The sequence below is a fragment of the Hymenobacter sp. APR13 genome (assembly GCF_000737515.1).
Classification (GTDB): Bacteria; Bacteroidota; Bacteroidia; order Cytophagales; family Hymenobacteraceae; genus Hymenobacter.
The window spans coordinates 4376391-4398109 of the sequence record NZ_CP006587.1 but is presented as its reverse complement, the minus strand read 5'-3'; the positions used below and the strand labels follow the sequence as shown (position 1 = coordinate 4398109).

20 protein-coding genes are annotated in these 21719 nt (G+C 62.4%); 3 read left to right on the top strand and 17 right to left on the bottom strand.

Features of this window, described 5'->3' with window-relative positions; translation table 11 throughout:
- Positions 1-56: 56 nt before the first annotated feature.
- The 4 genes from N008_RS18430 to N008_RS18410 all read right to left on the bottom strand — a co-directional run bounded on the left by N008_RS18430 (position 57) and on the right by N008_RS18410 (position 3084).
- Positions 57-689 (bottom strand): hypothetical protein, encoded by a 633-nt coding sequence (locus N008_RS18430; protein ID WP_156109404.1) that lies wholly within the window; start codon positions 687-689, stop codon positions 57-59.
- A 156-nt stretch (positions 690-845) separates the two neighbouring features.
- Complete coding sequence (locus N008_RS18425; protein WP_044017796.1) at positions 846-1280, bottom strand: DUF2147 domain-containing protein; 435 nt, start codon at positions 1278-1280, stop codon at positions 846-848.
- Between the two features lie 135 nt (positions 1281-1415).
- Positions 1416-1856 (bottom strand): DUF2147 domain-containing protein, encoded by a 441-nt coding sequence (locus tag N008_RS18420; RefSeq protein ID WP_044017795.1) that lies wholly within the window; start codon positions 1854-1856, stop codon positions 1416-1418.
- A gap of 676 nt (positions 1857-2532) precedes the next feature.
- Entirely contained in the window at positions 2533-3084 is a 552-nt protein-coding gene (locus N008_RS18410; RefSeq protein ID WP_052381724.1) for a C40 family peptidase, read from the bottom strand.
- Positions 3085-3223: 139 nt separating this feature from the next.
- Between N008_RS18410 and N008_RS18405 the strand changes: the two genes are divergently transcribed.
- Positions 3224-5026 (top strand): M61 family metallopeptidase, encoded by a 1803-nt coding sequence (locus N008_RS18405; protein ID WP_231569745.1) that lies wholly within the window; start codon positions 3224-3226, stop codon positions 5024-5026.
- A gap of 152 nt (positions 5027-5178) precedes the next feature.
- On the opposite strand, the gene N008_RS18400 is transcribed toward N008_RS18405, so the two are convergent.
- The 6 genes from N008_RS18400 to N008_RS24080 form a co-directional block, all read right to left on the bottom strand.
- Positions 5179-6420 carry a S8 family peptidase gene (locus N008_RS18400; RefSeq protein WP_156109403.1) on the bottom strand — a complete coding sequence of 414 codons (1242 nt, stop codon included), beginning with the start codon at positions 6418-6420 and terminating at the stop codon, positions 5179-5181.
- A 15-nt stretch (positions 6421-6435) separates the two neighbouring features.
- The gene (locus N008_RS23340; RefSeq protein WP_156109402.1) at positions 6436-6744 is read right to left on the bottom strand and encodes a hypothetical protein; all 309 of its coding nucleotides are present in this window, start codon (positions 6742-6744) and stop codon (positions 6436-6438) included.
- Between the two features lie 188 nt (positions 6745-6932).
- Entirely contained in the window at positions 6933-8867 is a 1935-nt protein-coding gene (locus N008_RS18395) for a KUP/HAK/KT family potassium transporter (RefSeq protein WP_044017793.1), read from the bottom strand.
- A gap of 122 nt (positions 8868-8989) precedes the next feature.
- Positions 8990-9544, bottom strand: a complete 555-nt coding sequence (locus N008_RS18390; RefSeq protein ID WP_052381723.1) for a hypothetical protein — start codon at positions 9542-9544, stop codon at positions 8990-8992.
- 96 nt (positions 9545-9640) lie between these two features.
- Positions 9641-10273, bottom strand: coding sequence for an FKBP-type peptidyl-prolyl cis-trans isomerase (locus N008_RS18385; RefSeq protein WP_044017791.1), 633 nt, complete (start codon positions 10271-10273; stop codon positions 9641-9643).
- A gap of 255 nt (positions 10274-10528) precedes the next feature.
- Complete coding sequence (locus tag N008_RS24080) at positions 10529-10663, bottom strand: hypothetical protein (RefSeq protein WP_262489697.1); 135 nt, start codon at positions 10661-10663, stop codon at positions 10529-10531.
- 826 nt (positions 10664-11489) lie between these two features.
- Here N008_RS24080 and N008_RS18380 point away from each other — a divergent pair.
- Positions 11490-11987, top strand: a complete 498-nt coding sequence (locus N008_RS18380) for a hypothetical protein (RefSeq protein ID WP_044017790.1) — start codon at positions 11490-11492, stop codon at positions 11985-11987.
- Positions 11988-12102: 115 nt separating this feature from the next.
- On the opposite strand, the gene N008_RS21920 is transcribed toward N008_RS18380, so the two are convergent.
- The 5 genes from N008_RS21920 to N008_RS18355 form a co-directional block, all read right to left on the bottom strand.
- A complete protein-coding gene (locus N008_RS21920; RefSeq protein WP_052381722.1) occupies positions 12103-13164 on the bottom strand; it encodes an OmpA family protein in 1062 nt (353 codons plus the stop codon).
- A 75-nt stretch (positions 13165-13239) separates the two neighbouring features.
- Positions 13240-14109, bottom strand: coding sequence for an aldo/keto reductase (locus N008_RS18370; protein WP_044017789.1), 870 nt, complete (start codon positions 14107-14109; stop codon positions 13240-13242).
- Positions 14110-14254: 145 nt separating this feature from the next.
- Positions 14255-15328: a bifunctional transcriptional activator/DNA repair enzyme AdaA gene (locus N008_RS18365; RefSeq protein WP_052381721.1), complete on the bottom strand. Its 1074-nt coding sequence runs from the start codon at positions 15326-15328 to the stop codon at positions 14255-14257.
- Positions 15328-16110 carry an isocitrate lyase/phosphoenolpyruvate mutase family protein gene (locus tag N008_RS18360; protein ID WP_052381720.1) on the bottom strand — a complete coding sequence of 261 codons (783 nt, stop codon included), beginning with the start codon at positions 16108-16110 and terminating at the stop codon, positions 15328-15330. The genes N008_RS18365 and N008_RS18360 overlap by 1 nt, the downstream gene beginning before the upstream one ends.
- A gap of 105 nt (positions 16111-16215) precedes the next feature.
- Entirely contained in the window at positions 16216-17286 is a 1071-nt protein-coding gene (locus tag N008_RS18355) for a serine hydrolase domain-containing protein (protein ID WP_081910881.1), read from the bottom strand.
- Between the two features lie 246 nt (positions 17287-17532).
- Between N008_RS18355 and N008_RS23335 the strand changes: the two genes are divergently transcribed.
- Complete coding sequence (locus tag N008_RS23335; RefSeq protein WP_071884567.1) at positions 17533-18411, top strand: DoxX family protein; 879 nt, start codon at positions 17533-17535, stop codon at positions 18409-18411.
- Positions 18412-18644: 233 nt separating this feature from the next.
- Here the strand turns inward: N008_RS23335 and N008_RS21910 are convergent, their stop codons facing one another.
- The gene (locus N008_RS21910; RefSeq protein WP_052381719.1) at positions 18645-20984 is read right to left on the bottom strand and encodes an amylo-alpha-1,6-glucosidase; all 2340 of its coding nucleotides are present in this window, start codon (positions 20982-20984) and stop codon (positions 18645-18647) included.
- A 141-nt stretch (positions 20985-21125) separates the two neighbouring features.
- Positions 21126-21713 (bottom strand): hypothetical protein, encoded by a 588-nt coding sequence (locus tag N008_RS18340; RefSeq protein ID WP_156109401.1) that lies wholly within the window; start codon positions 21711-21713, stop codon positions 21126-21128.
- Positions 21714-21719: the final 6 nt, after the last annotated feature.

Here is a 21719-nt window from a genome sequence, read left to right as displayed (position 1 = left end):
GGCTCGCCTGATTAGGTGAGCCGCTTTTTTGTGTCAATGAAGCCAGGAAGGAACGTCTAATCTTTCCAATATTCCTTGATAAGAGCCTGCACTTCGGCTGGGGCGGGCGGCATGTCCAATACAGCGGCCATCAGTTCATCGAAGCTATGAGCTGGGGTGAAAATGGTGTCCTGGTAGGGGTTGCTGACGAAGCGGATAAATCCCGGCTGATTGTTTACGCGCACCAGGTCCACCGTAACGTTGCCATAGCGCTGGTTGCAGCGGCCTGTGGCGGTGCAGTCGTTGGGCAGGGGCTTCAGGAAGTACTTTTCTACGGTTTCTGAGTAGCGCTCATGGTGCAGGGTGCGCTGGTCGGCCGCCGACACGTTATAGCCCAGCGCCTGTACCCGGTCGCGCAGCAGATCAAAGAAGTGCTGGAAATTGCCGGGCCCCATGCTGGGGTCATACAGAAGCACTGCTCCCTGCCGGCCCGCTTCTTCCAGCAATTGCACCCGAAACTGCTGGCCCGTGATGCCGGCTTTGCTATAGTGGTATGCTTTGAAGTAAGGGCCTGCCCAGTTCAGATACACCTGTTGCGCTAACCACTGGGCACGTTTGCGCTCCTGCGCCGGGGTGCGGTGCAGCGGCTGCCAGTCCGTGGTTTTGGAAGCGGCTTCCGGCGAAAACAACTGTTTAAGAAAATCGAGCAAAATGGTAGCGGTGTATGAGGGAAGAACACCCGCCGCCGCAAATGGTTTTGAGGAGCGTGGCGCTTTAGCGGCCAACTAAAAGCGAATTTCAGTCCAAAAAATAAAGGGCAAACCCTGCCAGGAGTTCACCCTTCAGCCTGCCAACCAGGGCCGCCGCTATTTCACCCGCTGCCAGTAATGCGCTTTGCCAATCAGCGAAAACCCGATGTATCCCTTCACCTCCAGCCGGTCTTTGCCGGCTGCGGCCACGTAGCAGGAGTAGGTGCGGCCGTTTTCGGGGTCATAGATTTCACCGTCTTCCCAACGGTCGGTTTCGGCGTTATAGCGCAGGTTCTGCAGCACTGTCAGACTGAGTAGGGGTTGGGTGTGCCGTTCGGGGCTGGGGTGCTTCACATCGAGGCGGGGCTTGCCGTTGGCATCGGCGGGGTTGCGCAGCCACACCAGCCGCCCGCAGAGCTGCTCGCCGCAGCGGTACAGCTCTATATGCGAGTCGCCGGAATCGTCGGCCCACACGCCCAGCGGGGGCGTTTGGGCCGTGGCGGGCCGCACTGCCAGCAACAACAGTAGAGCACTCAGCAGCAGATATTTCAAACGTCGGGAATGCTAGATGAAAAGGATGTCTGTGGCCCACAGCCAAACATCTGATGCAGGAGCGGGCTACAAAAAAAGCGACGCCTCCGCAGTGCGGAAGCGTCGCCAAGTATACGCAATCAATGGCAGATGGGCCTATTTCACGCGGGTCCAGGTCTGCGACTTGCCGATCATGGAGAAGCCAATGTAGCCTTTCACTTCCATGGAATTGGCGTTGAGCATCTTCATGTAGCAAGAGTACGTTTTGCCGCTCTCAGGGTCGTAGATTTTGCCATCGTCCCACTTGTTGTCGTCATCGTACTCAAAGCCCTGCATAAACACCATGCCCAGGCGCGGGCGCGTGCGCAGCTTTGGGTTGGGGTTCTGCGAATCGGTTTTGGGCTTGCCGGTGGCGGGGTCGTTCGGTACGGTCAGCGTTACGATTTTGCCGCAAAGCTTATCACCACACTTGTAGATTTCAAACGTGGCTTTTTTCTCTGCATTGGTCCATGTGCCCAATGGAGAAAGGGTTTGCGCCGAGGCCAATCCGATAGCACCGAAGAGGAAGGCGAGAGAGAGGAACAGGAATTTTTTCATGGTGAAAAGTGAGAAATTGGGGTATGGGTGGGAAAAGATAGGAGAAAACTCCTACATAGCAGCATCCAGCCGACGCGAAAACGCTGGTCTGGTGAATGGCAAGTTTGAGGCCAGGCTTTTAATCGACTGGCTGCGCAAAAGAAAGCCGCTGATCATCAGGGTAATGGCCCCGAAACCCTAGTGGGGGGCTAAAAAAAGGGGTTTTTATTTTGAACCATCCGGCAGGCTTATAACTTTACCTACCGTAGTGAGTGCTACAGCCCCGCCCAAGCAGCCCTAAGGTGCTGGGAGGCGCGGCCGGGGTTATGTCGAACGTAAAGAAAGGAGGTACAAAATGTCTAGTAGTCCCAAACAAATCCTGCCAAGCCTGTCGAATGTAGTTCGCCTCACCGCCGAACGCGCTTAACAACAGCTTTCGCGCGGAAAAACGCCCCATTTGGCTTTTTCCCGCATTCTGGCAAGGTCTTACACAACGGATGGCGGGGCTGTACCCCAGACTCGTCGCTTGGTAAGATTTGAAGGATTAGATGCCCGGTCCGCCCAGCAGCCTCTCAACTGAGGACTGCATAGGCGGCCGGGCATCGCTCTTTTACAGAGTGCCTAAGCAGGTGATTACCGGAGTAGCTGTGCTCGATGGAACAGAACGATTATCCAGGTACTCACCTGCTCACGTACTCTACAGCACCCGGCGCACCTGCATGAAGCGCCGTTCATAGTCGGTGCCTTCCACCTGACTGATTTTGACGCCTGACTCGCGCCGCGCCGACGAAGAGTGGATGAACCGCAGCGGCTGGCCTGGCCCGGATATCACGATGCCAGCGTGCCCAGGTGTAGCAGAGCCGGACGCAGTACCCGTAAACACTACAATGTCGCCGCGGCGGGCCTGCTCCCGCGCCACGGGCCGACCTACGGCGATGAGCAGGGCTGTGGAATGCGGCATGGCCACCCGAAATTCCTGAAACACATACTGCACAAAGCCCGAGCAGTCGAAGCCGGTAGCGGGAGTGTTGCCGGCGTAGCAGTAATTGGTGCCCAGCTGACGCATGGCAAAGGTCACGACGCTGTCGGCGGAGGGGACGGGGCGGGTGCTGGAAACCAGCGCCACTTGGTGGGTGGGCAGCGCCGATTGACCGTTAGAGTCGGGAGCAGAGGCTGGGCGCGAAGGCCAGGCAAAGTAGCCGACCAGCAAGGCCGCCAGCGCAACAAAGGAAATCCAGACGTAGCGCATAGTTAATAGTAGGAATGGTGGCTTCCCTAACGGTGGAGCTAGGCCCGTAGTTTCCGTGGCAGCACCTCCGGTTTGCAGCCCTGCGCACTTTTCGCCGTTCTTTGCCCCAACGATACCATCTCACTCACTTCCTTTTTTCATGACCCATTCTCGTACCCGAGTGCTGCTGGCGCTGGTGTTAGGGCTGCTGCTGAGCCAGTTTGGCCCGGCTATGGCGGCTCCTGTGCTGCGCTACACGCTGGCTATGCCGGCGCCCCAAACCCATTATTTCGAGGTCGAAACCAGCCTCAGCGGCTTCGGCAAGCCCTATACCGACCTGAAAATGCCGGTGTGGGCACCCGGTTCGTACCTGGTGCGCGAGTTTGCCCGCCACGTAGAAGGCTTCACGGCCCAGGCCGGCAGCGAAACGCTGCGCACCGAGAAAATCACGAAAAACACCTGGCGCGTATTTCACCCCAAAGCCAGCAGTTTCACGGTGCGCTACAAGGTGTACGCCTACGAGCTGAGCGTGCGCACCAGCTTCCTGGATGCCGCCCACGGCTACGTGAACGGCACCAGCGTGTTTATGTACCCCGCCGAGGCCAAGCAGCTGGCCAGCACGCTGGAAGTGAAGCCCGCCACCGGCTGGACCCAGGTTTCGACCAGCCTCAAGCCAGCCGGCGCGCCCAATACCTTCCGTTCGGAGAGCTACGACGAACTGGCCGATTCGCCCATTGAAATCGGTAACCAGAAGGTGCTGAGCTTCGAGGCCAACGGCACGCCGCACACGGTGGCCCTGTTCGGCGCCGCGAAAATGGAAGAAGCCAAACTGCTGGCCGACATGAAAAAGGTGTGCGAGGAAGCGCACCGCGTGGTGGGCAAAAATCCGCTTGACCGCTACGTGTTCATCGTGCACAACATCGACCGGGGCACGGGCGGCCTGGAGCACCTGTATTCCACTACGCTGTCGGTGTCGCGCAACGCGTATGCTTCTGATGCCGGCTACAAGGGCTTCCTGGGCTTGGTGGCGCACGAGTACTTCCACCTCTGGAACGTGAAGCGCATTCGCCCCGTGGCCCTCGGCCCGTTCGACTACGACAACGAAAACTACACGCATATGCTGTGGGTGAGCGAAGGCGGCACCAGCTACTTCGGCGACCTGATTGTGCAGCGCGCCGGCTTCGTGAGCGTGGACGACTACCTTGCCAGCACCAGCAACGGCATCACCCGCGTGGAAAACACGCCCGGCAACAAGCAGCAGTCGGCCGCCGAGAGCAGCTTCGACGCCTGGATTAAGGGCTACCGGCCCAACGAAAACTCCAGCAACACCGGCATCAGCTACTACGACAAGGGCGAGCTTATCGGGGCCGTGCTGGACTTGATGATTATCCAGGAGACCAAGGGCCAGAAGCATCTCGACGACGTGATGCGCTACCTCTACGACGAATACTACGTGCAGAAAAAGCGTGGCTTCACCGACGAGGAATATCAGGCCGCCGTGGCCAAAGTAGCCGGTCGCCGCTTCGACGACTTCTTCCGCCGCTACGTGTACGGCACCGAAACCCTGCCCTACGCCACCGCCCTCGGCTACGCTGGCCTAAAGCTGACCGTAACGCCAGCTACCGGCGAGCCGGCCCTGGGCGCCAGCATCAGCAGCGTCAACGGCAAGTACACCGTCAGCAGCACCGCCCGCGACGGCAGCGCCTGGCAGGGTGGCCTGAACGTGAACGACGAAATCCTGGCCCTAGACGGCGCCCGCCTCACCGCCGACCCCACCCAGCAGCTCAGCAGCCGCGCCGCCGGCTCGGAGGTGAAGATGCTGGTGTCGCGCGACGGGCAGCTGAAGGAATTGAGCTTCCCGCTGCTGGCCGGCACCATGCAGCGCTACCGCATCGAGCGGATGGAAAACCCCACCGCCGAGCAGAAAACCGTGCTGGCCAAGTGGCTGACAGTGAAGAATTAATTAGTAATTAAGAATTAGTAATTAAAAATGGGCTGTTCAACGCTTCGTCATGAAGTCGTTGAACAGCCCATTTTTGAGTAAGATAATAGGCCGTTCAACGCTTCGTTGTGAAGTCGTTGAACGGCCCATTTTTAATTACTAATTCTTAATTACTAATTGACTAACCCGCCCACGGCCGTAGCCACGTTTACGCGGCCCCAGCCGAAGCTGCTGCTGCGGGCGCTGCGGTTGGAGCTGGCTGCCACCAGCCGGCTCATGATCTGGGCGCGGGTTTCTGTGGGGTAGCGGGCCCACACCAGGGCCGTGAGGCCGGCCATGCTGGCCGTGGCTACGCTAGAGCCACCTACGGTGCTGGGCGCGTCGCCGGACATGGCCAGCGTGAGCGGCCGCCGGTCGACGCTGGTGCGCTGCATCACTACCGTAAACTCCACGTCGGAGCCCACGTGGCACTCGTCGCAGCGGGTGGTGAGGTTGTCTTTCACGCCCGTTACGGCCACGGCTTCGGGCAGGGAGGCCGGGTAGATGACGCCTACCAGCCCCGCGCTCCAGTCGAAGGACGTGCCGGCGGCGCAGAAGATGAGCTTGCCGCGGCCATAGGCGTAGCGGATGGCGTCGGTCATCTGCGAGGAGCTGGTCAGGCGGCCCATGCTCATGCTGATGATGCGCACGTCGGCGCGGTTGCCGGCCAGAATGAAGGCGTCGGAAACGCCCTTCACTTCGCGGCTGGCGTCCAGAAACACGTCCTCGGCGGCGCGCACCGTAATCAGGCTGGCATTGTAGGCCATACCCACGGCGGCGCCGTCGGTGCCGCGGGGGGCGGCGCAGGCGCCAGCCATGCTGGTGCCGTGGCCGCAGCCGTCGTTGGGCGTTTCGGCGTCGCCGTACGGGATGCCGAAAATGGTGTTGCGGGGCATAGTCACGAGGCGCTCAATGGTGCGGCCCGAGCTCAGGCCCTGGTTGAAGGCCGAGCCCAGGTTTTCCTGCGCATCCGACGAGCCCGAGTCGATGATGACCACCTTCACGCCCCGGCCGGTGCTCTGGTTCCAGGCCGTGCGCACGCCGTGGTACTGGTCGGCTTGGTTCCACGACGACTTGCTGCCATTGCTGAGTACTGTGAAGTCGGCGCCGGCTACGAGGCCGGCGGTGGCCGTGTTGCTGCCGCAGCCGCTGCTGCTCAGCACCGACTCGGTGCGGCTGGCCTCGGGGCGGTTGGGCTCGTAGCCCATGGGCTCGGCGTAGCGCACCAGCCCGGAGGCCCGTAGCGCCTTAATCGTGCTCAGCTCGCGCACGGTCACGTCCAGCACGGGCAGCACGCTTTCATCGTAGGCCACCAAGTCGGCGGCCGTGAGGCCGGGGTGGGTTTTCTGCTCTTCAGCCAGAATCAGGGCCAGCACCTGTGCGCGGGCTTGCTACCAGGCCGGGCTGCCGGCTGCATCAGCGGGCAGCTGCCCCGAGAAGCGCGCCGGCTGGTAGCCCACCGACAGCACATAGTCGGAGCGGCGCAGGGCGCTCCACACGGTGTGGGCGCTGGCTTGGTTCCAGTCGAACTTACCTGTTTCACGCAGCCGCGCCATGATCTGGTCGTCGAGCTGCTGGGTGGTGAGGGCCTCGGTGGGCTCGGCTTCCAGCTGGGGAGTGGGTTGTTCGTCGGGCTGGCGCTGGCAGGCCGCCAGTAGCAAGGCCGCCAGCACCGCGCCGGATAGGGTATAAGTACGCATACGCTTGTGGGAGTTTGGGTTGTGGAAAAAGTGCGAGCCCTGAAGAGAAGGAAAATCTGCGCAAAATGCAAGTATTCGGCTTGCCTAATTTTCGGGAGAGACTGTGCCAGGTGGTGGAAATGCAAAAGCGCCTCACTGACTGACAGTGAGGCGCTTTTGATAAGGATGGCTGATGTATCTGGCAGGCGTTATTGAACCCGCTTCAGAGCCACGTCGCGCACCGGCGTGATGACGAGCGGTACCTTTTCCACCTTCACCGAGCTGGTGTCGAGGCCGAAGTATTTGTCTTCGGAGGCAATGAACTGCTTGATGTAGAAATACGCCTGCATCACCAGCTTCTCCACCCACGGAAACTCGTTTTCCACCGACAGGAACTTCTCCAGCACCACAAAGCGGAAGTCGCCGGTAACGTGCTGCTTGCTCAAAGATTCGTAGCGCGAGGTAATGTCCACTTCCTTATTGCGCACCAGGTCTTCTACCACCTTGCGGAAGTACAGGTTGATGCGCTGCTCTACCCGGAAGCCTAGGCGGAACGTGATGCGGAACACGTCGTCTTTGGCCAGCTCCGTCACCTTGTACTCCATGGTATACGGCTCGTCGGTGGTGTCTACGTGCACAAACCAATAGATGTCGGCGCGCTTAGGACGCTTCTGGAAAATGGAATAGATGATTTTGCTCTCGATTTCCGACTGCCGCTCTGCCGACGACATGAACACGAGGTGCGTAGCGTATTTCGATACGGTTTCGTCGTTGCTGAGCTCCTTGAGAGCGTCCACGTAGGGCTCAATCTTCACAAACTCCGTGAGGCGGCGCTTGATGTAGAAGGCCCGCAGCCACACGTACATCACGCCCATCAGCGTGGCACCAATGGCCAGCGACACCCAGCCCCCGTGCGGGAACTTGATGAGGTTGGCAATCAGGAAAGAACCCTCGATGGCGCCATACACCAGCACAAACAGCGCAATGGCCGGCAGCGGCACCCGCTTGGTGCGCAGCCAGATGGTGAGCAGAATGGTGGTCATGAGCATGGTCAGCGTGATGGCCAAGCCGTAGGCGGCTTCCATGTTTTCGGACTTGCGGAAGTAGAGCACCACAGCAATGCAGCCCAGCAGCAGCAGCCGGTTCATGCTGGGCACGTAGAGCTGGCCCTTCACGTCGGTGGGGTAATTGAGCTTCACCTTGGGCCACATGTTGAGGCGGATGGCCTCGGCCACAAGCGTAAACGAGCCCGTAATCAGAGCCTGCGAGGCAATGATGGCCGCAATGGTGGCAATGCCGATGCCGATGAGCAAGAACCACTCCGGCATCAACTCATAGAACGGGTTGCGCTTGTTGAGCATCTCGCCCTGGTGCGCCAGCAGCCAGCCGCCCTGGCCCATATAGTTGAGCACCAGACAGGTCTTAACAAATATCCAGCTGATGCGGATGTTGCCCTTGCCACAGTGGCCCAGGTCGGAGTAAAGAGCTTCGGCTCCGGTGGTGCACAAGAATACGGCCCCCAGCAGCCAGAAGCCACCGGGGTAATTTACCAACAGATCATACGCGTAGTAGGGGTTAAGCGCTTTCAGAATCTCGGGGTGCTGCATAACGCCGCTTACGCCCAGCGTGGCCAGCATCGAGAACCAGACGAACATAATCGGACCGAACGCCTTACCTACAATCTGAGTCCCGAAGCTCTGCAGCAGAAACAGCGCCGCAATGATGCCGATAACAATGGGCACCGTTGGAATATTTGGGTACACGGCTTCCAAGCCTTCAATAGCCGAAGAAACCGAAATGGGCGGCGTAATCACGCCATCGGCCAGCAGAGCCGACCCCCCGATAATGGCCACTGCCGACAGCCAGGCCCCGCGCCGCCGCACCAGCGCATACAGCGAGAAAATGCCGCCCTCACCGTTGTTGTCGGCGTTAAGGGTGAGCATCACATACTTGATGGTGGTTTGCAGCGTGAGGGTCCAGAATACGCAGGAAATGCCGCCGTAAACCAGCATGGGCGTAATCTGCTCCGGAACAATGGCCTTCATCACGTAGAGCGGCGACGTGCCGATATCCCCGTAAATAATGCCGAGGGCAATGAGCAGGCCCGCCGTAGAAATGGCCGTGTGCGAGTGTTTGGCGTCCATGTGTGGAATAAGAGGAGGAAATGGTGCCGGAAAAAGCGCCCAAAGGTAGGGGAAGGCGCGCAAACGTGCCCTTACGCAATACGCGAAAAGAAAGCCGGGCCGAAACAGGAAATCAGCAGCGTCTATTCCAGAGCTGGTAGCTCGGGTGGCGGCAAAGTTGCCTGGGCTGCCCACAGTGCCTCGGCGGCCGCGCGGGCGGCCTCGTCGTGGCGCCGCTGGATGCGGCGGTTTGCCTCTGATACCAGCTTCTGCCAGCCGGGCAGCTCGCCGGGTAGCGCAAAGTTGGCCGTTTCGCGGCCCAGGCGGTGCAGGCGCAGGCGGTTGGTGCCGCGCTGCCCCCAGGCCAGCAGCAGGGCGCCCACCGTGAGGCCCAAAGCGGCCGGCATGGTGCGCAGCCAGTTCTGCAGCAGCCCCAGCAGGAAGCCGGCCAGCGTGAAGCCGCCCAGCAGAACCCACAGCAGCCACCGCACGTGGTGCACCTCCACGGCTTCCAGCTCCAGCAGCGCATAGCGCTGCCCGTTCACCTGCAGCGAGTCGTCGGAGAGCATCAGGCGGCCATCGTCGCTGCGGAGGGTGGGCAGGGGCGGGGGCGGCGGCAGGGGTATTGCCGGCGAGTAGGCCGGCTGCTGCGGCGCGGCGGGGTCAGGAGAAAGTTCTTCGGCAGGGAAGGCAGACACGGCAGGGCTATAACAGGTTCGCCCGGCTACCCCGGAGCCGACCGCCCCAATAGGGCGGCACCGCTTCCACAGTAGCCGGGCGAAGGACTGGTTACACTAGTTGTTGACTTTCAGCAGCTCAACGTCGAAAATGAGCGTCGAGTCGGGGCCGATGTCGCGGCCGGCGCCACGCTTGCCGTAGGCCATATCCGACGGGATGTAGAGGCGCCACTTCGAGCCTTCGGGCATCAGCTGCAGAGCTTCTGTCCAGCCCGCAATTACCTGGTTTACACCAAACGTAGCTGGCTGGCCGCGCTGGTAGGAGCTGTCGAATACGTTTCCGTTGAGCAGCGTGCCGTGGTAGTGGGTGGTTACCTGCGAGGTAGGGCCGGGCTTGCGGCCGCTGCCTTCGGTCAGGACTTCGTACTGCAGGCCGCTGGGCAGCGTCGTGATGCCGGGCTTGCTTTTGTTTTCGGCCAGGAATGCCTCGCCTTCTGCTTTGTTGTTGTTCATGGCTGCGTCGTTGGTGGTGTCGTCGTCTTCGTCGGGGCCGCCCATCTGCTGCTGCAGTTGCATCATGGCTTCCTGTACCTGCTCCTGGCTGAGGCGGCTGGGCTCGCCGCTCAGGGCCTCCTTCATGCTGCCAGCCAGAATGTCGATATCTAGGTCCAGGCCCTGCTGGGAGAAATTGCGGGCCATGTCGCGCCCGATGATGTAGCTGATCTGCTCTTTGAGGCTACTCAGGTTCATAAATCAGTGGTTTTGGCTGTTTCCGGCCCGCTGTGGCACTGCGCCACCCGGCCGGAAGGTAGCCGATGAGAGATACCCGGGGCCCACCACGGGCTTCCGGACTGTGAAGTACCGAAAACAGCTGAGAATAGATGTGGTTTTTTGCCGCTAATCTGCTAAGACCCTGATTCTGAATCGGGCTTTGTTTGCGGGCCGAAACCAAACGAACCCTGCTGGGGGGCAGGGTTCGGGCAAAAAGGCGGAAAAGGCAGCTGCCTAGAAATGCAGCTCCTCCTCATCGCGGAGGTCAAAAAACAGGTTCAGATCCAGAACCTGCGCGGCCAGATAGCTCAGCGAGCTAAGGCTTCCGAGTACCAGCAGCGAAGAAAGGGCGGCGTTGCGCTTGTTCATAACAAAAGAGTGTATGTAGATGCAGATCAGCTTGATGGCTGCAAAGATACTACGGCCTGCCCGATAATTTGTTATGCAAGCATCATATTTTTGTTGGGTTTCTGCTACCTGTACAGCCCGCTTGCCAACAGGATGTCAGCTGAAAGTGATCCGGCGTTCAGGGCTACGGAAAGACCTTATTCCGGGAACTGACTATTTGCTCCGGCGTAGGTGTGAACCAGAGATGAAAAAAGCGGAAATGAATGTGGCGCTTCCGAAAAATAATGAAGCTCTGTGTAGACATTAATCCGCATGATTTGGCGAATTCTGCCCTCGTGGCCTGTATGCATGCGCGCTACGCCACCGCCGATGAATAGGGCAGAGTGCTGCTGCTACGGCTTGGGGCGGGTAAGTCTCTTGCTGCGAAACCACTGAGTAGCGGGTGAAAGGCTTCTGGAGTTGTCGCCCTCGCCTGTGACTGGGTGCAGCAGGGCCAGAATGGCCTGCACGCTTCTGGAGTAGCTGCGGAAGCAGAAGCCGGCGTTTTAAAGTGGGTCGTTGGAAGAGATATGAACGAAAGAGTTGACAACTGGCCGCTCGCCGAGCAGCCCCACACGGGATACGTCCGTGTACAAATGCATAATCAGGCAGCCAACAACCAGAAAATGCAGGAAACAACCGTTGCCGACGCTATACCTACATTTTAGTTGAAATGGGTCAGCGGCCGCTAATGAGTTGCTGTTTCGGCACGGATGGATTCGCCGTGTTAAGGCGGGCGGGTAGGGGCATGCGGTGGCAAATTCTTCTGTAGCTTGCGCCCTTCTTCTGTTACTTTTTACCTTTTATTATGAAGTACATCTTTACCCTTGTGGCAGTGCTCACTATTCAGCAGGCGCAAGCCCAGATCGGACTGATCATGGGCGGAACCCGGGCTGCGGTTTCGGTGGCTACGCTGGCCGCCCGCCAGAAAAAGGCGAAAGCCGCTGCCCCTAAAGCCGAAGGAGTTGCCGCCACGCCAGCACTGGGCCGGGGCGTTACGCTGTTCAGCTACCGCGGGCAGAGTGTCCAGCGCAAACGCACGGCCCCCGAAACCTTCAAAGGCAAAGGCGGCCCCGAAATTCAGGCCCTCGAAGCCCTGCTGGAGCAGCGCCATCAGGCCCTGCTGGCCGACTCCACTGCCTCGGTGCTAACCCCGGAGCAGCTGACGGCCCTCACCACGGCCGCCCGCACCGCCGCCACCGCCCGTCCCGACTGGAACTACGCTCCCTACCAGCAGGAGCTGGCTTTCTACCAGAAGGAAGAGGAGCGCCGTCAGCCGGCCGCTCAGCCAGTGCCAGCTAAATAAAGCGCCTTCGTCAGGAGTCTTCCTGAATGATAAGTGGCCGCCCCTGAGCTCAGAGGCGGCCACTTTTCCTTTCTAAGCTGGCCATACCCAGCTGCCGTTCTTGCGCTCAGCAGCGTCACTCTGTCTCGGCTGATACTTCTACGCGGCGGTTGCGGGCGTCGGGTGAGGGGTGCAGGGGGCGGGCGTCGCCGTAGCCGATGGTACTGATGCGGGCTTCGTTTACTCCCAGCTGTACTAGGCGCTGCTTCACGGCCTCGGCCCGCTGCTCACTCAGGATCTGGTTTTTCTGAGGCTCCCCTATGCGGTCGGTGTGGCCGGCTACGCGCAGGCGCAAGCTGGGGCGGGCTTTGAGCTCGGCCGCCAGCTGCTGCAGGGCCGGCTGCGCTTCGGGCAGCAGCTCGGCTGTGCCCAGCCGGAACAGCACCGTGGGCAGCACTACTGGCCGATCGGCTACCAGCGGGGCCAGGCGGGTGGTGTCAGGAGGGGCGGTTGGCGTGGGCGGCGTCGGGGCCGAGGTGGCGGCGGGAGGCGTGCCACTCACCCGGATGGTGATGGGCACGGCCGTGCTCTGGCGGGTGGGGTAGTAGCTTTGGCGCAGGTAGAAAGTGGTGGTTTTGCTAAGCTTGGTGCGGTATGTGTTGCCGGTAGCTACAGGCTGTTTCAAACTGGCGTCGGTGTACCATAGCACGTTGCGGCCCGATACGCGCAACGTGGTTTCGACGCCGGCTGGCACGGTGGCCGCCGATTTCAAGCGGACCCGATAAAACGTAAGGGTGCCTTTGTCGCAGTCGTTGAGTGGGTTGTAGGTGGCCCGGCCGGTCAGCTTTTCCAGGGCCGGGTCGTAGGTGAAGGTGATAGAGCCTTCGCACCAGTAGGAGAATGGTGTGCGGCCGGTTTCGGTGAGCTTGCGCACGTGCTCCAGCCGCAGGCCGGCGGCCGTGCGCGTGCCGGCCATCTGAAACGTGGCCGACACGCCCGGCTCGCCGCCCACTTCCTGATACAGCACCCCAAATACATTGGTGCCGGAGCTTTTCTGAAGCCGAAGCACCGCCGGCCACACGGCCCCGGGCTCCCCGGTGTCAGTTTCTACGCCCTGCCATTCGCCCGTCAGGGATTGGGCCTGCGTGGGAGCCAGGCTCAGCAGAGCCAGCACCACCAACCAAAAGCTGCGTTTCATGCCACGAAGTAAAATCGGATTTGCCGAAAAGAGTCGGGCCAAGCGGCGGGAGGTTGCAATCGGCCCGCCGGACCGCTACTCCAGATACGCCATTTCCTCGGCGCTCAACCGGATAGTGGCGGCGGCCAGGTTTTCGCGCAGGTGAGCCAGCCGGGAGGTGCCCGGAATCGGTAGCAGCCAGTGCGACTTGTGTAGCAGCCAGGCAATGTTGAGCTGGGCCTCCGTGACGCCGTGGCGGCGGGCAACCTCGGCCACGCGGGTATCGGCCTGGGGCAACGCGTGCAGCAGCGAGAAAAACGGAATGAGCGGGATGCCGTGCTGTTCGCACAAGTCCAATACTTCCGCGCCGCCGGGGTTGGCGCCGTGGGCGTGCACCAGGGTGGTGCGCTGGGCGTGGCCGTACATGTTCTCGACGGTGGCAATGGGCCCCTGCTGCAGCCCCGCTTCCAGTTCGGCCCGCGTGACGTTGCTCAGACCCACGTGCAGCACCTTGCCCTCGCGCTGCAGCTCAAACATGGCGTCCAACTGCTCGTCAAGCGGCACCGGGCCCGCGCCCATCAGCCGCAGGTGTACCAGCTGAATCTGCTCCTGGCCCAGGGTGCGCAGGTTGTTGTCGATGCTGGCCCGCAGCTGCTCGGGGCGGTTGTAGGGCACCCAGCTTTTATCGGGGCGGCGGGTGGCGCCCACTTTGGTGCAGATAAGCAGCTCGGCCGGGTAGGGGTGTAGGGCCTCGCGGATGAGGCGGTTGGTTACGTCCTCGCCGTAGTAGTCGGCCGTGTCGAGGAAGGTGACGCCCGCGTCCACGGCTTCGCGCAGAATCTGCAGGGCCTCGGGGCGGTTGGCCGGCTCGCCCCAGATGTCGGGCCCGGTGAGGCGCATGGTGCCGTAGCCCAGCCGCGCCACGGTAAGCGGGTGGGCGGAATGCGGGGCAATGGTGATGGTCATAGCTGGATGTAGAATAGGAGCAACGGTGCCCACCGCTGATACGGGGGCGGCAAGCTCTTCGCCGCCCCCGCGCCGGCTGTATTTATTGTTTCCCTGCTTCCCGCGCAATAGATGGCTGTGGCTCGATGGAGTTTATGCTCAGTAGCTACACGCTAACCGTATCAATGCCCTGCTGCTCCAGTTCCAGCAGCCGCTTTTTACGCCACAGCCCGCCGGCGTAGCCCGTCAGGTGGCCATCGGCCCCGATGACGCGGTGGCAGGGAACCAGAATGGCAATCCGGTTCATGCCGTTGGCCGTGGCTACGGCCCGCACGGCGGTCGGGCGGTCCAGGGCGGCGGCCTGCTGCCCGTAGGAGCGGGTGGTGCCATACGGAATCCGACCCAGCTCCTGCCAAACGGCCTGCTGAAACGCGGTGCCCGGCATGAACAGCGGCACCGAAAACCCCTGGCGGGTGCCGGCAAAGTATTCGGCCAGCTGCGTGCGGAGCAGCGCAAAGTGTGGATTGTCGCTCTGCACAATGGTGGCGTTGAGGCGGCGGGCCAGGTCCTTGAGCTCGGTTTCCAGCATGCGGCGATCCGTGAATTCGAGTAGGCAGATGCCCTGGGTTGTGCCGCAGGCCAGCATGGTGCCCAGGGGCGTTTCGAGGCGGGTGAGGTTGAGGAGCTGCTGCTGCCGGGTGTGGGTTGGAGCCACGCCAAATACCGCCTTAAACGAGTCCTGGAAGCCGCTCAGCGACTCGTAGCCGCTGTCGAAGGCGGCGGCCGTGACGGTTTCGCCGCGCTGTAGTTTCTGGAAAGCCATATTGATTCGGTTGAGGCGCTGGTAGGCCTGAAACGTGATGCCATGCTGCCGCTGAAACCAACGCCGCACCGTGGCCGGCTCCAGCCCCAACTGGCGCAGGTCGGCGTCGGTTATCTTCACAGATGGTTGCTGGCTCAACTGGTGCAGCAACGTTTGGATAAAGTCTGGCGCAGCGTCCGGGGCGGCCAGGGGCGTGCACACCTTGCAGGCCCGGTAGCCATGCAGCAGCGCTTCTTTAGTGGTGGCAAAAAACTCGACGTTCTGCGGCTTGGGCTTGCGGGCCGAACACGTAGGGCGGCAAAAGATGCCGGTGGTTTTCACGGCAGCAATAAAGCGTCCTTCATAGGTGCCATCTTTAGCCACCAGCGCCTGGTAGCACTCGGCCGCCGTGGGTACCAACGATTCTGGGTTCGGCATCAGACAAATAAAGTAGTGAAGGCCTGCTCCTGAACAATCTGCCGGCTAAGCTGCTGCTGCCGCGCCGTGAGGGCATCGAACAGGAAGTTGCCCATACTGATACGCCGCACCCCGGCCGCAGCCAGCGCCGCAAAATCCGGCAGGTCAGGCAGGGCCATAACGTTCACCGGAAGCGGCGTCGCCTGGCAAAGTTCGCGGATGGCCGCCAAGTTGGTGAGGCCCGGCACGAAGATACCATCGGCTCCGGCGGCGGCGTAGAGGTGCGTGCGGTGTAGTGTCTCAGCCAGCGGCGTGGGGTGGCTCAATAGGTAGGTATCGGTGCGGATGTTGAGAAAGGCGCGTACCTGCTGCCCGGCCAGAGCGGCGCGCACGGCTTGCAGCGTGGCGGCAAATTCGGCGGCCGGCAGCAGGCGCCGGGTGCCGTCGGCGGTTGGCACCGAGTCTTCTAGGTTGAAGCCCACCACGCCCAACGCCGCCAGTTGCGCCATGTGCTGGGCAATCTGGACTGGCTGCCGACTGTAGCCGCCTTCCAGATCCACGGAAACAGGTAGCGTCGTGCTGGCGCAGATCCGCTCCACGATGTACTGCAGCTCGGCGAAGGGCAGCTGCTCGCCGTCGGGGTAGCCCAGCATGCTGGCTATGGCCGCGCTGGAGGTGCCCACCGCCGCAAAGCCCAGCGCCTGGCTGGCAGCGGCGCTCCGGGCGTCCCAGATGGTGGCAAGCAGCAGGGGTGTGTCGTGGTAATGCAGCTGGTGGAAGCGGGTGTATAAGGAACGATCCATTGTTTTTTCAGCAAAGGACGCTGCCGCTAGCAGGGCCCGCAACCGCTAAATCGACAGGCATTTTTTTGTGCTCCGTACCCTTAAAACTCAGCTTGGCGTCTGGTGCTACTGAGCTGCCTTATAGATCTTGTCGGCCAATACTTCCAGGTCGGCGGCATCGGTGTTGGTCAGTACAAGTACGACGTGGCGGAATTCCGGGTCGGCGAGCAGGACGGAGTTGAAGCCCTCGATGCTGCCGCGCCGTTCCAGCACGGGCTGGGGCAGGGTTTTGTCGTTGTAGTAAAAGCCGATGGTGGGGTAGCCCCGGGCGTAGTCGATGAAGGCCGACTGCTGCGGCTGCCGCACCAGCGCGGCCGTGGTAGCGGCAGACAGCAGTGTGTGGTGGCGCAGGGCTTCCGTCAGGCGCAGCAGGTCGGCGGCGGTGGAGTAGAGGGCCCCGGCTCCGGCGTAGTTGGAGAGGTAGCGGGGCGCGTCGTTGCGGAGCGTGTCGCGGGCGGTGCCGGCCCCGAAGGTGTAGTTGTGATAGCCGTAGGCCAGGCGCGGGTTCACCCGCTCCTCCTGCACTACGCCCGAGTCGTGCATCCCAAGCGGCGTGAGGATGCGGGCCTGCAGCAGGCGGGCAAACGGCAGCTGCGTCACTACCTCCAGCACCCGCGTCAGCACCACGTAATCCACGTTGTTGTAATGGAACGTACCGGGCCGGCGGGCTTCGTCGCGGCGCACAAAGCGGCTGACGTACTGGGCCGGTGAGTACGGGGCCGCGTAGGCATTCTTGGGTTCATTCTGCAGGCTCGAGTGGTGGGTGAGCAGGTCCAGCAGGGTGATATCCCGGCAGCTGGCCGGCAGCTCCGGCAGGTACGCGGCCACCTTATCGGTGAGGCGGAGCCGGTTCTGCTCGACCAGCTGCAGCACCAGAATGGCCGTGAACGTCTTCGACAGCGACGCAATAGGAAAGCGGGTGTCGGGGCCGATGGGAACGGCGAACTGTCGGTTGGCTAGGCCGTAGCTGAGGCGGGTGACGGGCCGGCCTTCGTGGGCCACCAATACCGTCCCGCTGAAGTGGCCGGCCTCGTATTCGGCCCGCAGCAGCCGCGTGATGGAGCGTTGGGCGTAGCCCCCGACAGGCAGCAGCAGCAACCTCACCATCAGCACCCGATACCAGAATACAACAGTCATAATCAGGAGTAGATACGATAAGTATAGCCCGAATTTCGGGTGGCTGACGATGCCCAATGCCGGGGTAGAATTGGCCCCAACTGGCGCAAATCCACGAAAAAGGTCCTATATCGGCCCGGTTGGGGTGTCAATATATGAATTGGGGCACCGGGCACCGGGGAGTTGCCGTGCTTTGTCTCACTTCCCGGCTGATTTGGTCCGGGAAACTCCGACGCGTTTTTCCATTCACTCCCAACCCCCACTGACATGCTCCGCATTCTACGCCCCCTTCTCGAACCCCTTGTGCTGCCGCATTGGTGGCAGGATGCCCTGCTGCTGCTGCCCCGCGTGGTGTGCGGCTACCTGCTGACCGCCGAGTTCGGGTCTGACAAATTCGGGTTGCCCTGGTCGCCGGCCGACAACAACCTGGGGCTGTTCGAAGTGGCCTTCTGGTTCCCCGGCGACGTGGCCGAGTACGGCGGCATCTTCGCGCTGTTTCCGGCTTTCTTCGCCTGGATGGGCGCCGCCAGCGAGGCCGTGGGCGGACTGCTGCTGCTACTGGGCCTGGGCACCCGGGTGTCGGCCTTCCTGATTGCCTGCACCATGCTGGTGGCTATTTTTATGCAGCAGCTGCCGCAGGGCATGTGGAACATGCTGCCCGCCGCCGGCTTTTTGTGGGTGAGCCTGATGGCGCTGGTGCTCGGCTCGGGCCGCTTCGGGCTCGATTACCTGCTGGCCCGCTGGCTCCGCCGCCAGCCGGCCGCCCAGGCTGCGGCCCCGGGGCGCCCCGCCGCGGCCCTGGTGCTGCTGCCCATGCTGGCGCTGCTGCTCCCCGGCTGCGTGCAGCCCGCCCACGATAAAACCGTGGTGTACCTGCTCGACGTGAGCGGCCACGGCCCGGTGCAGCAGGTAGGCCTGCGCGGCCGCGACAAACCTCTGAGCTGGGAGCAGGACCTGACCCTCACGCCCGTGGTACCCGACAGTCTCTACCGCGCCATCGTAACCACCCACACCGGCTACCGCGCCACGGAAGTCAAGTTCACCCTCAACGGCGAGTTTGAGCAGGTTGGGGCCAATAACCGCCGCATCGAGTTCGGCCCCGGCGACACGGTGACGTATCGGGCGCGGCTGGGCGTGGCGCAATAGGAGGCTGTGAAGAAAGCTGCAAGCCTCAAGCTACGAGCCGTAAGCTACAAGCAACGCTATTCTCAGTAGCTGGCAGCTGCCCGCGTGGCGTCGCCCTCGTCAACGCATCTAGGCATGACGCTTCAATCCCCGGCATCTGACCACTTCATCCACAACGCACTACTATCCACCAGAGAGACGCGGGGAGGTATCTATCAGCACGGAAACGTAGTACATACGAAGTCCGTTTCTAATTACTTCTTCCCGGCTTGCATCACCGGGTGGCGGCTGAGGTCGAGGGGCTGGGCGAAGGGTACGCCGGCCAGGGCCGCATCGTCCTGCTGCTGCTGAGCCTGGCGGGCCGCATCGGGCAGCAGGGTGTGGGTGGCGAGGGTGAGACCCCGGGCATCCAGCACCTGCACCCGTAGCTCCTGGGCCGACTGGCGCAGGTGCAGCGTGGCCCCGTCGGGTAATTGCACTTGCTGGGTGGGGAAGGGCGCAACGTCCACCACGGCGGTGGTGCTGAGGCCGTGCAGGGTGTAACTGTGGGTGGCGGTGGGGCCGGGTTGGTACTGGGCATCGAGCTGGCCCGCGCCGAGGCGCACGGTGTAGCTGAGGGCCGGGCAGGCCTGGGGCAGGCGCGGGGCCAGCGTGAGGCGGCCGGTGCCCAGGTCGGGGCGGATGCCGAGAAAGTACTGGTACCACACGCGCAGCTGCTCGGCGTTGGACCAGGCCTGCAGATAAGTGCCGGTGAGGCGGGGCCAGGCTTGGCCGGGGTGCGGGTAAGCGTCCATATTCTCGCTCAGGCCGCCCACCACGCCGCGGGTCAGGGCTTGGCGGTTCATGTTCTCGAACAGCTGCCAGGCCGTGGCCGACTGCCCGGCCTCCAGCATGCGCTGCATGGCAATGCCGTTGTTCCAGAGCCACACGGCCCCGCGGTGGTAGGCCGCATCCTTATGGTACACGCCGGGGGCGAGGTGGTAGGGGTGAAAGGCCGGGTCCTGGCGGTTGAGCGAGGCTACGCCCCAGGGGTACACCAGCTCCTGCCAGCACTGGCGCACCACCTGGCGGCGCAGGGCAGCATCGGGTACCATGTCGAGGGCGTAGAGCTGGTTGGGGCGCAGGGTGAAGTCGGGGCGGTTCTGGGCGTCGAGGCGGTCGGCCAGATAGGGGTGTCGGGCGTCGGGGGCGAAGTCGCGGGCAAAGTGGGCCTGCACCCGGTCGGCCAGCTGCTGCCACTGCTGCTGGCGGCCGGCGTCGTGCAGCAACGCGGCGAAGGCCGCGCCGGCCCGCAGCTGCTCCACCCACAGGGCCTGAATGTCGTTGGCGCGGGTGCCGCGGGGCGTGTAGGCCACCAGGTTCTGGTCGCGGGCGTCCATCCAGGTTTCGTTGTCCTCGTGCAGTAGGTAGCCTTTGTCGTCGGTCCAGTACTTCAGTGCCCCCTCAATGCTGGCCCGCACGTTGGGATAGAGCTGCCGCACCAGCGACGTGTCGCCGGAGTAGCGCACGTAGTCCTGCAGCCCCAGCACGAAGCGCGGGGTACCGTCGGTGGTGTGGTAGTCGATGTTGCTGGGGTTGACGATGTTGGGCACCCGCCCATAGTAGCGCGAGGTGGGGTCGAGCTGCTGGTACTGGGCAAACGACAGCAGAATGCGCCGGGCGGGGCCAAACTGCCCCGTCACCAGGGCCGTGCCGGGCAGGGAGATAAACTCGTCGCGGCCCCAGTACTCGTTGAACCACGGCAGCCCGGCGTAAATGCCCTCGCCCTGCTGGTGGGTGATAAGCTGGTCGGTGGTGGCGTGCAGCCAGCGCAGGGCCTGGGTCAGCGAGTCGTGAGGGCTGTGCAGGTACACGGGGCCGCGCAGGTACTCGCCCATGCGCGTGCGGCGGGCCTGCTTCAGCTCCTCGCCCCGCTGCTGCGCCTCCCGAATCAGGGCCGTGGCCTCCGCCTCATCCTTGCCCACCGCCACCAGAAAGCCGGTGCCGCCGGTAGTCTGGGCGCGTTGGTTTTCAACCGTCAGCGCCTGCTCGGCCTGGCGCGGGGCCACGGCTATCAGGAAGTTGCCCTCACGCGCCGAGAAGAACGCCACGTCGGCCTGCTGGCGCAGGAAATTTACTTTTTCGCCCTTCAGGTGCAGGGCCAGGGGTGTGTTGTGGGTCTGGTCGAGGTCCACGGCCAGCACGTTGCGCTCATCCAGCAGCCACAGCGTTTCCACCGCGCCGCCGGCGTGCCGGCGCTGCAGCTGGTGCGGGTACACGGCCACTTCGGTGGCGGCGGCGTTGTCGAGGGGCTGGCCGTTCACCCACAGCTTGTAGCCGCCGAATACGCGGTTTTTGGCCACGTTCAGACCCTCAAACCAGCTCCACTCGGGGTGGTCGGTGCGGTGCGTCTGGGTGAAGTAGTAGGCGGCGGCTTTGTTGGTAAACGACACCGGGCGGTTGGCCGCGCGGGGCACCACCATGCGCATCTGCGCCAGCAAATCGGGGGCGGAGGGATGGGACATGGCAGTGGGGCGGCCAGGGCGGCCAGCGGTGCAGGCGGCCACGGCCAGCAGCAGCAGCGGCGCGGCCCGGCGAACCAGGGAGGAAGACATAGGCAATAGACTGGGGCGGTAAAGGTAGTCAGCCGACCACGAGCGGGTAACGGCTGAGCTTACTCGCCCCGGCCTGTAACGCACAGACAGCAGCGGTCCACTACTAGCTGTTGTTCCGAAGCTGTTGATCAGTAGCCCGGGCTATTCCTCCGCCAGCTTACGGCGTATTTCATCCAAAAACTCCTGCGGTTTGGTTAGAAAGCGCACGGCGCTGGATTGCTCAATGGCCGCCCAAACGGCCGGCACTTCGGGCTTCATCAACCAGCCTTTGTCATCAAATACCAGCAGGTGCTGCTCCCGGCAGAGGGTGAGCATGGCCGCCAGAAAGCCGGTATTTTGCGGATGCGGGCGCAGGTCGGTTCGAAATTCCAGCCACTCCAGCGCGTCGGTCGTTTCGTTGCGGTGCAGATAGCAGTCGTGGTCGGGCCCGTTCTCGTTGTCACTTTTCCAGCTGTAATAATCTGGGCTGGGCTTACCCCAGGTCGTGCGGGGTAACAGCGCATCGAGTTGGGTAGCCACCGGAGTGGCAGGAATATGCAGCCCGTCCCACCAGGCTGTCGAGTACGCATCGTTGAACGTGGGCTCATCGTCCTCATCCGTGAAGCTCCGGTGCTGCCACGCCTTGCGTCGGCCTTCGTGGTCGATGAAAAGCTGGGTGGGGAGGTGGTCGTAGCGGCGGCGCACGGCGTCTTCCGGAACGGCTGTCAAACGATATTGCCAGATTGCCATAAAGCT

Excerpts from the sequence above, each read along its gene's own strand:
- N008_RS18365 (WP_052381721.1), bottom strand. The coding sequence starts at position 15,328 with ATGCCGAACCCAGAATCGTTGGTACCCACGGCGGCCGAGTGCTACCAG.
- N008_RS18340 (WP_156109401.1), bottom strand. The coding sequence starts at position 21,713 with ATGGCAATCTGGCAATATCGTTTGACAGCCGTTCCGGAAGACGCCGTG.
- N008_RS23340 (WP_156109402.1), bottom strand. The coding sequence starts at position 6,744 with ATGCGTACTTATACCCTATCCGGCGCGGTGCTGGCGGCCTTGCTACTG.
- N008_RS21910 (WP_052381719.1), bottom strand. The coding sequence starts at position 20,984 with ATGTCTTCCTCCCTGGTTCGCCGGGCCGCGCCGCTGCTGCTGCTGGCC.
- N008_RS23335 (WP_071884567.1), top strand. The coding sequence starts at position 17,533 with ATGCTCCGCATTCTACGCCCCCTTCTCGAACCCCTTGTGCTGCCGCAT.
- N008_RS18420 (WP_044017795.1), bottom strand. The coding sequence starts at position 1,856 with ATGAAAAAATTCCTGTTCCTCTCTCTCGCCTTCCTCTTCGGTGCTATC.
- N008_RS18395 (WP_044017793.1), bottom strand. The coding sequence starts at position 8,867 with ATGGACGCCAAACACTCGCACACGGCCATTTCTACGGCGGGCCTGCTC.
- N008_RS18380 (WP_044017790.1), top strand. The coding sequence starts at position 11,490 with ATGAAGTACATCTTTACCCTTGTGGCAGTGCTCACTATTCAGCAGGCG.
- N008_RS18370 (WP_044017789.1), bottom strand. The coding sequence starts at position 14,109 with ATGACCATCACCATTGCCCCGCATTCCGCCCACCCGCTTACCGTGGCG.
- N008_RS18360 (WP_052381720.1), bottom strand. The coding sequence starts at position 16,110 with ATGGATCGTTCCTTATACACCCGCTTCCACCAGCTGCATTACCACGAC.
- N008_RS18410 (WP_052381724.1), bottom strand. The coding sequence starts at position 3,084 with ATGCGCTACGTCTGGATTTCCTTTGTTGCGCTGGCGGCCTTGCTGGTC.
- N008_RS24080 (WP_262489697.1), bottom strand. The coding sequence starts at position 10,663 with ATGAACAAGCGCAACGCCGCCCTTTCTTCGCTGCTGGTACTCGGAAGC.
- N008_RS18405 (WP_231569745.1), top strand. The coding sequence starts at position 3,224 with ATGACCCATTCTCGTACCCGAGTGCTGCTGGCGCTGGTGTTAGGGCTG.
- N008_RS21920 (WP_052381722.1), bottom strand. The coding sequence starts at position 13,164 with ATGAAACGCAGCTTTTGGTTGGTGGTGCTGGCTCTGCTGAGCCTGGCT.
- N008_RS18355 (WP_081910881.1), bottom strand. The coding sequence starts at position 17,286 with ATGACTGTTGTATTCTGGTATCGGGTGCTGATGGTGAGGTTGCTGCTG.
- N008_RS18385 (WP_044017791.1), bottom strand. The coding sequence starts at position 10,273 with ATGAACCTGAGTAGCCTCAAAGAGCAGATCAGCTACATCATCGGGCGC.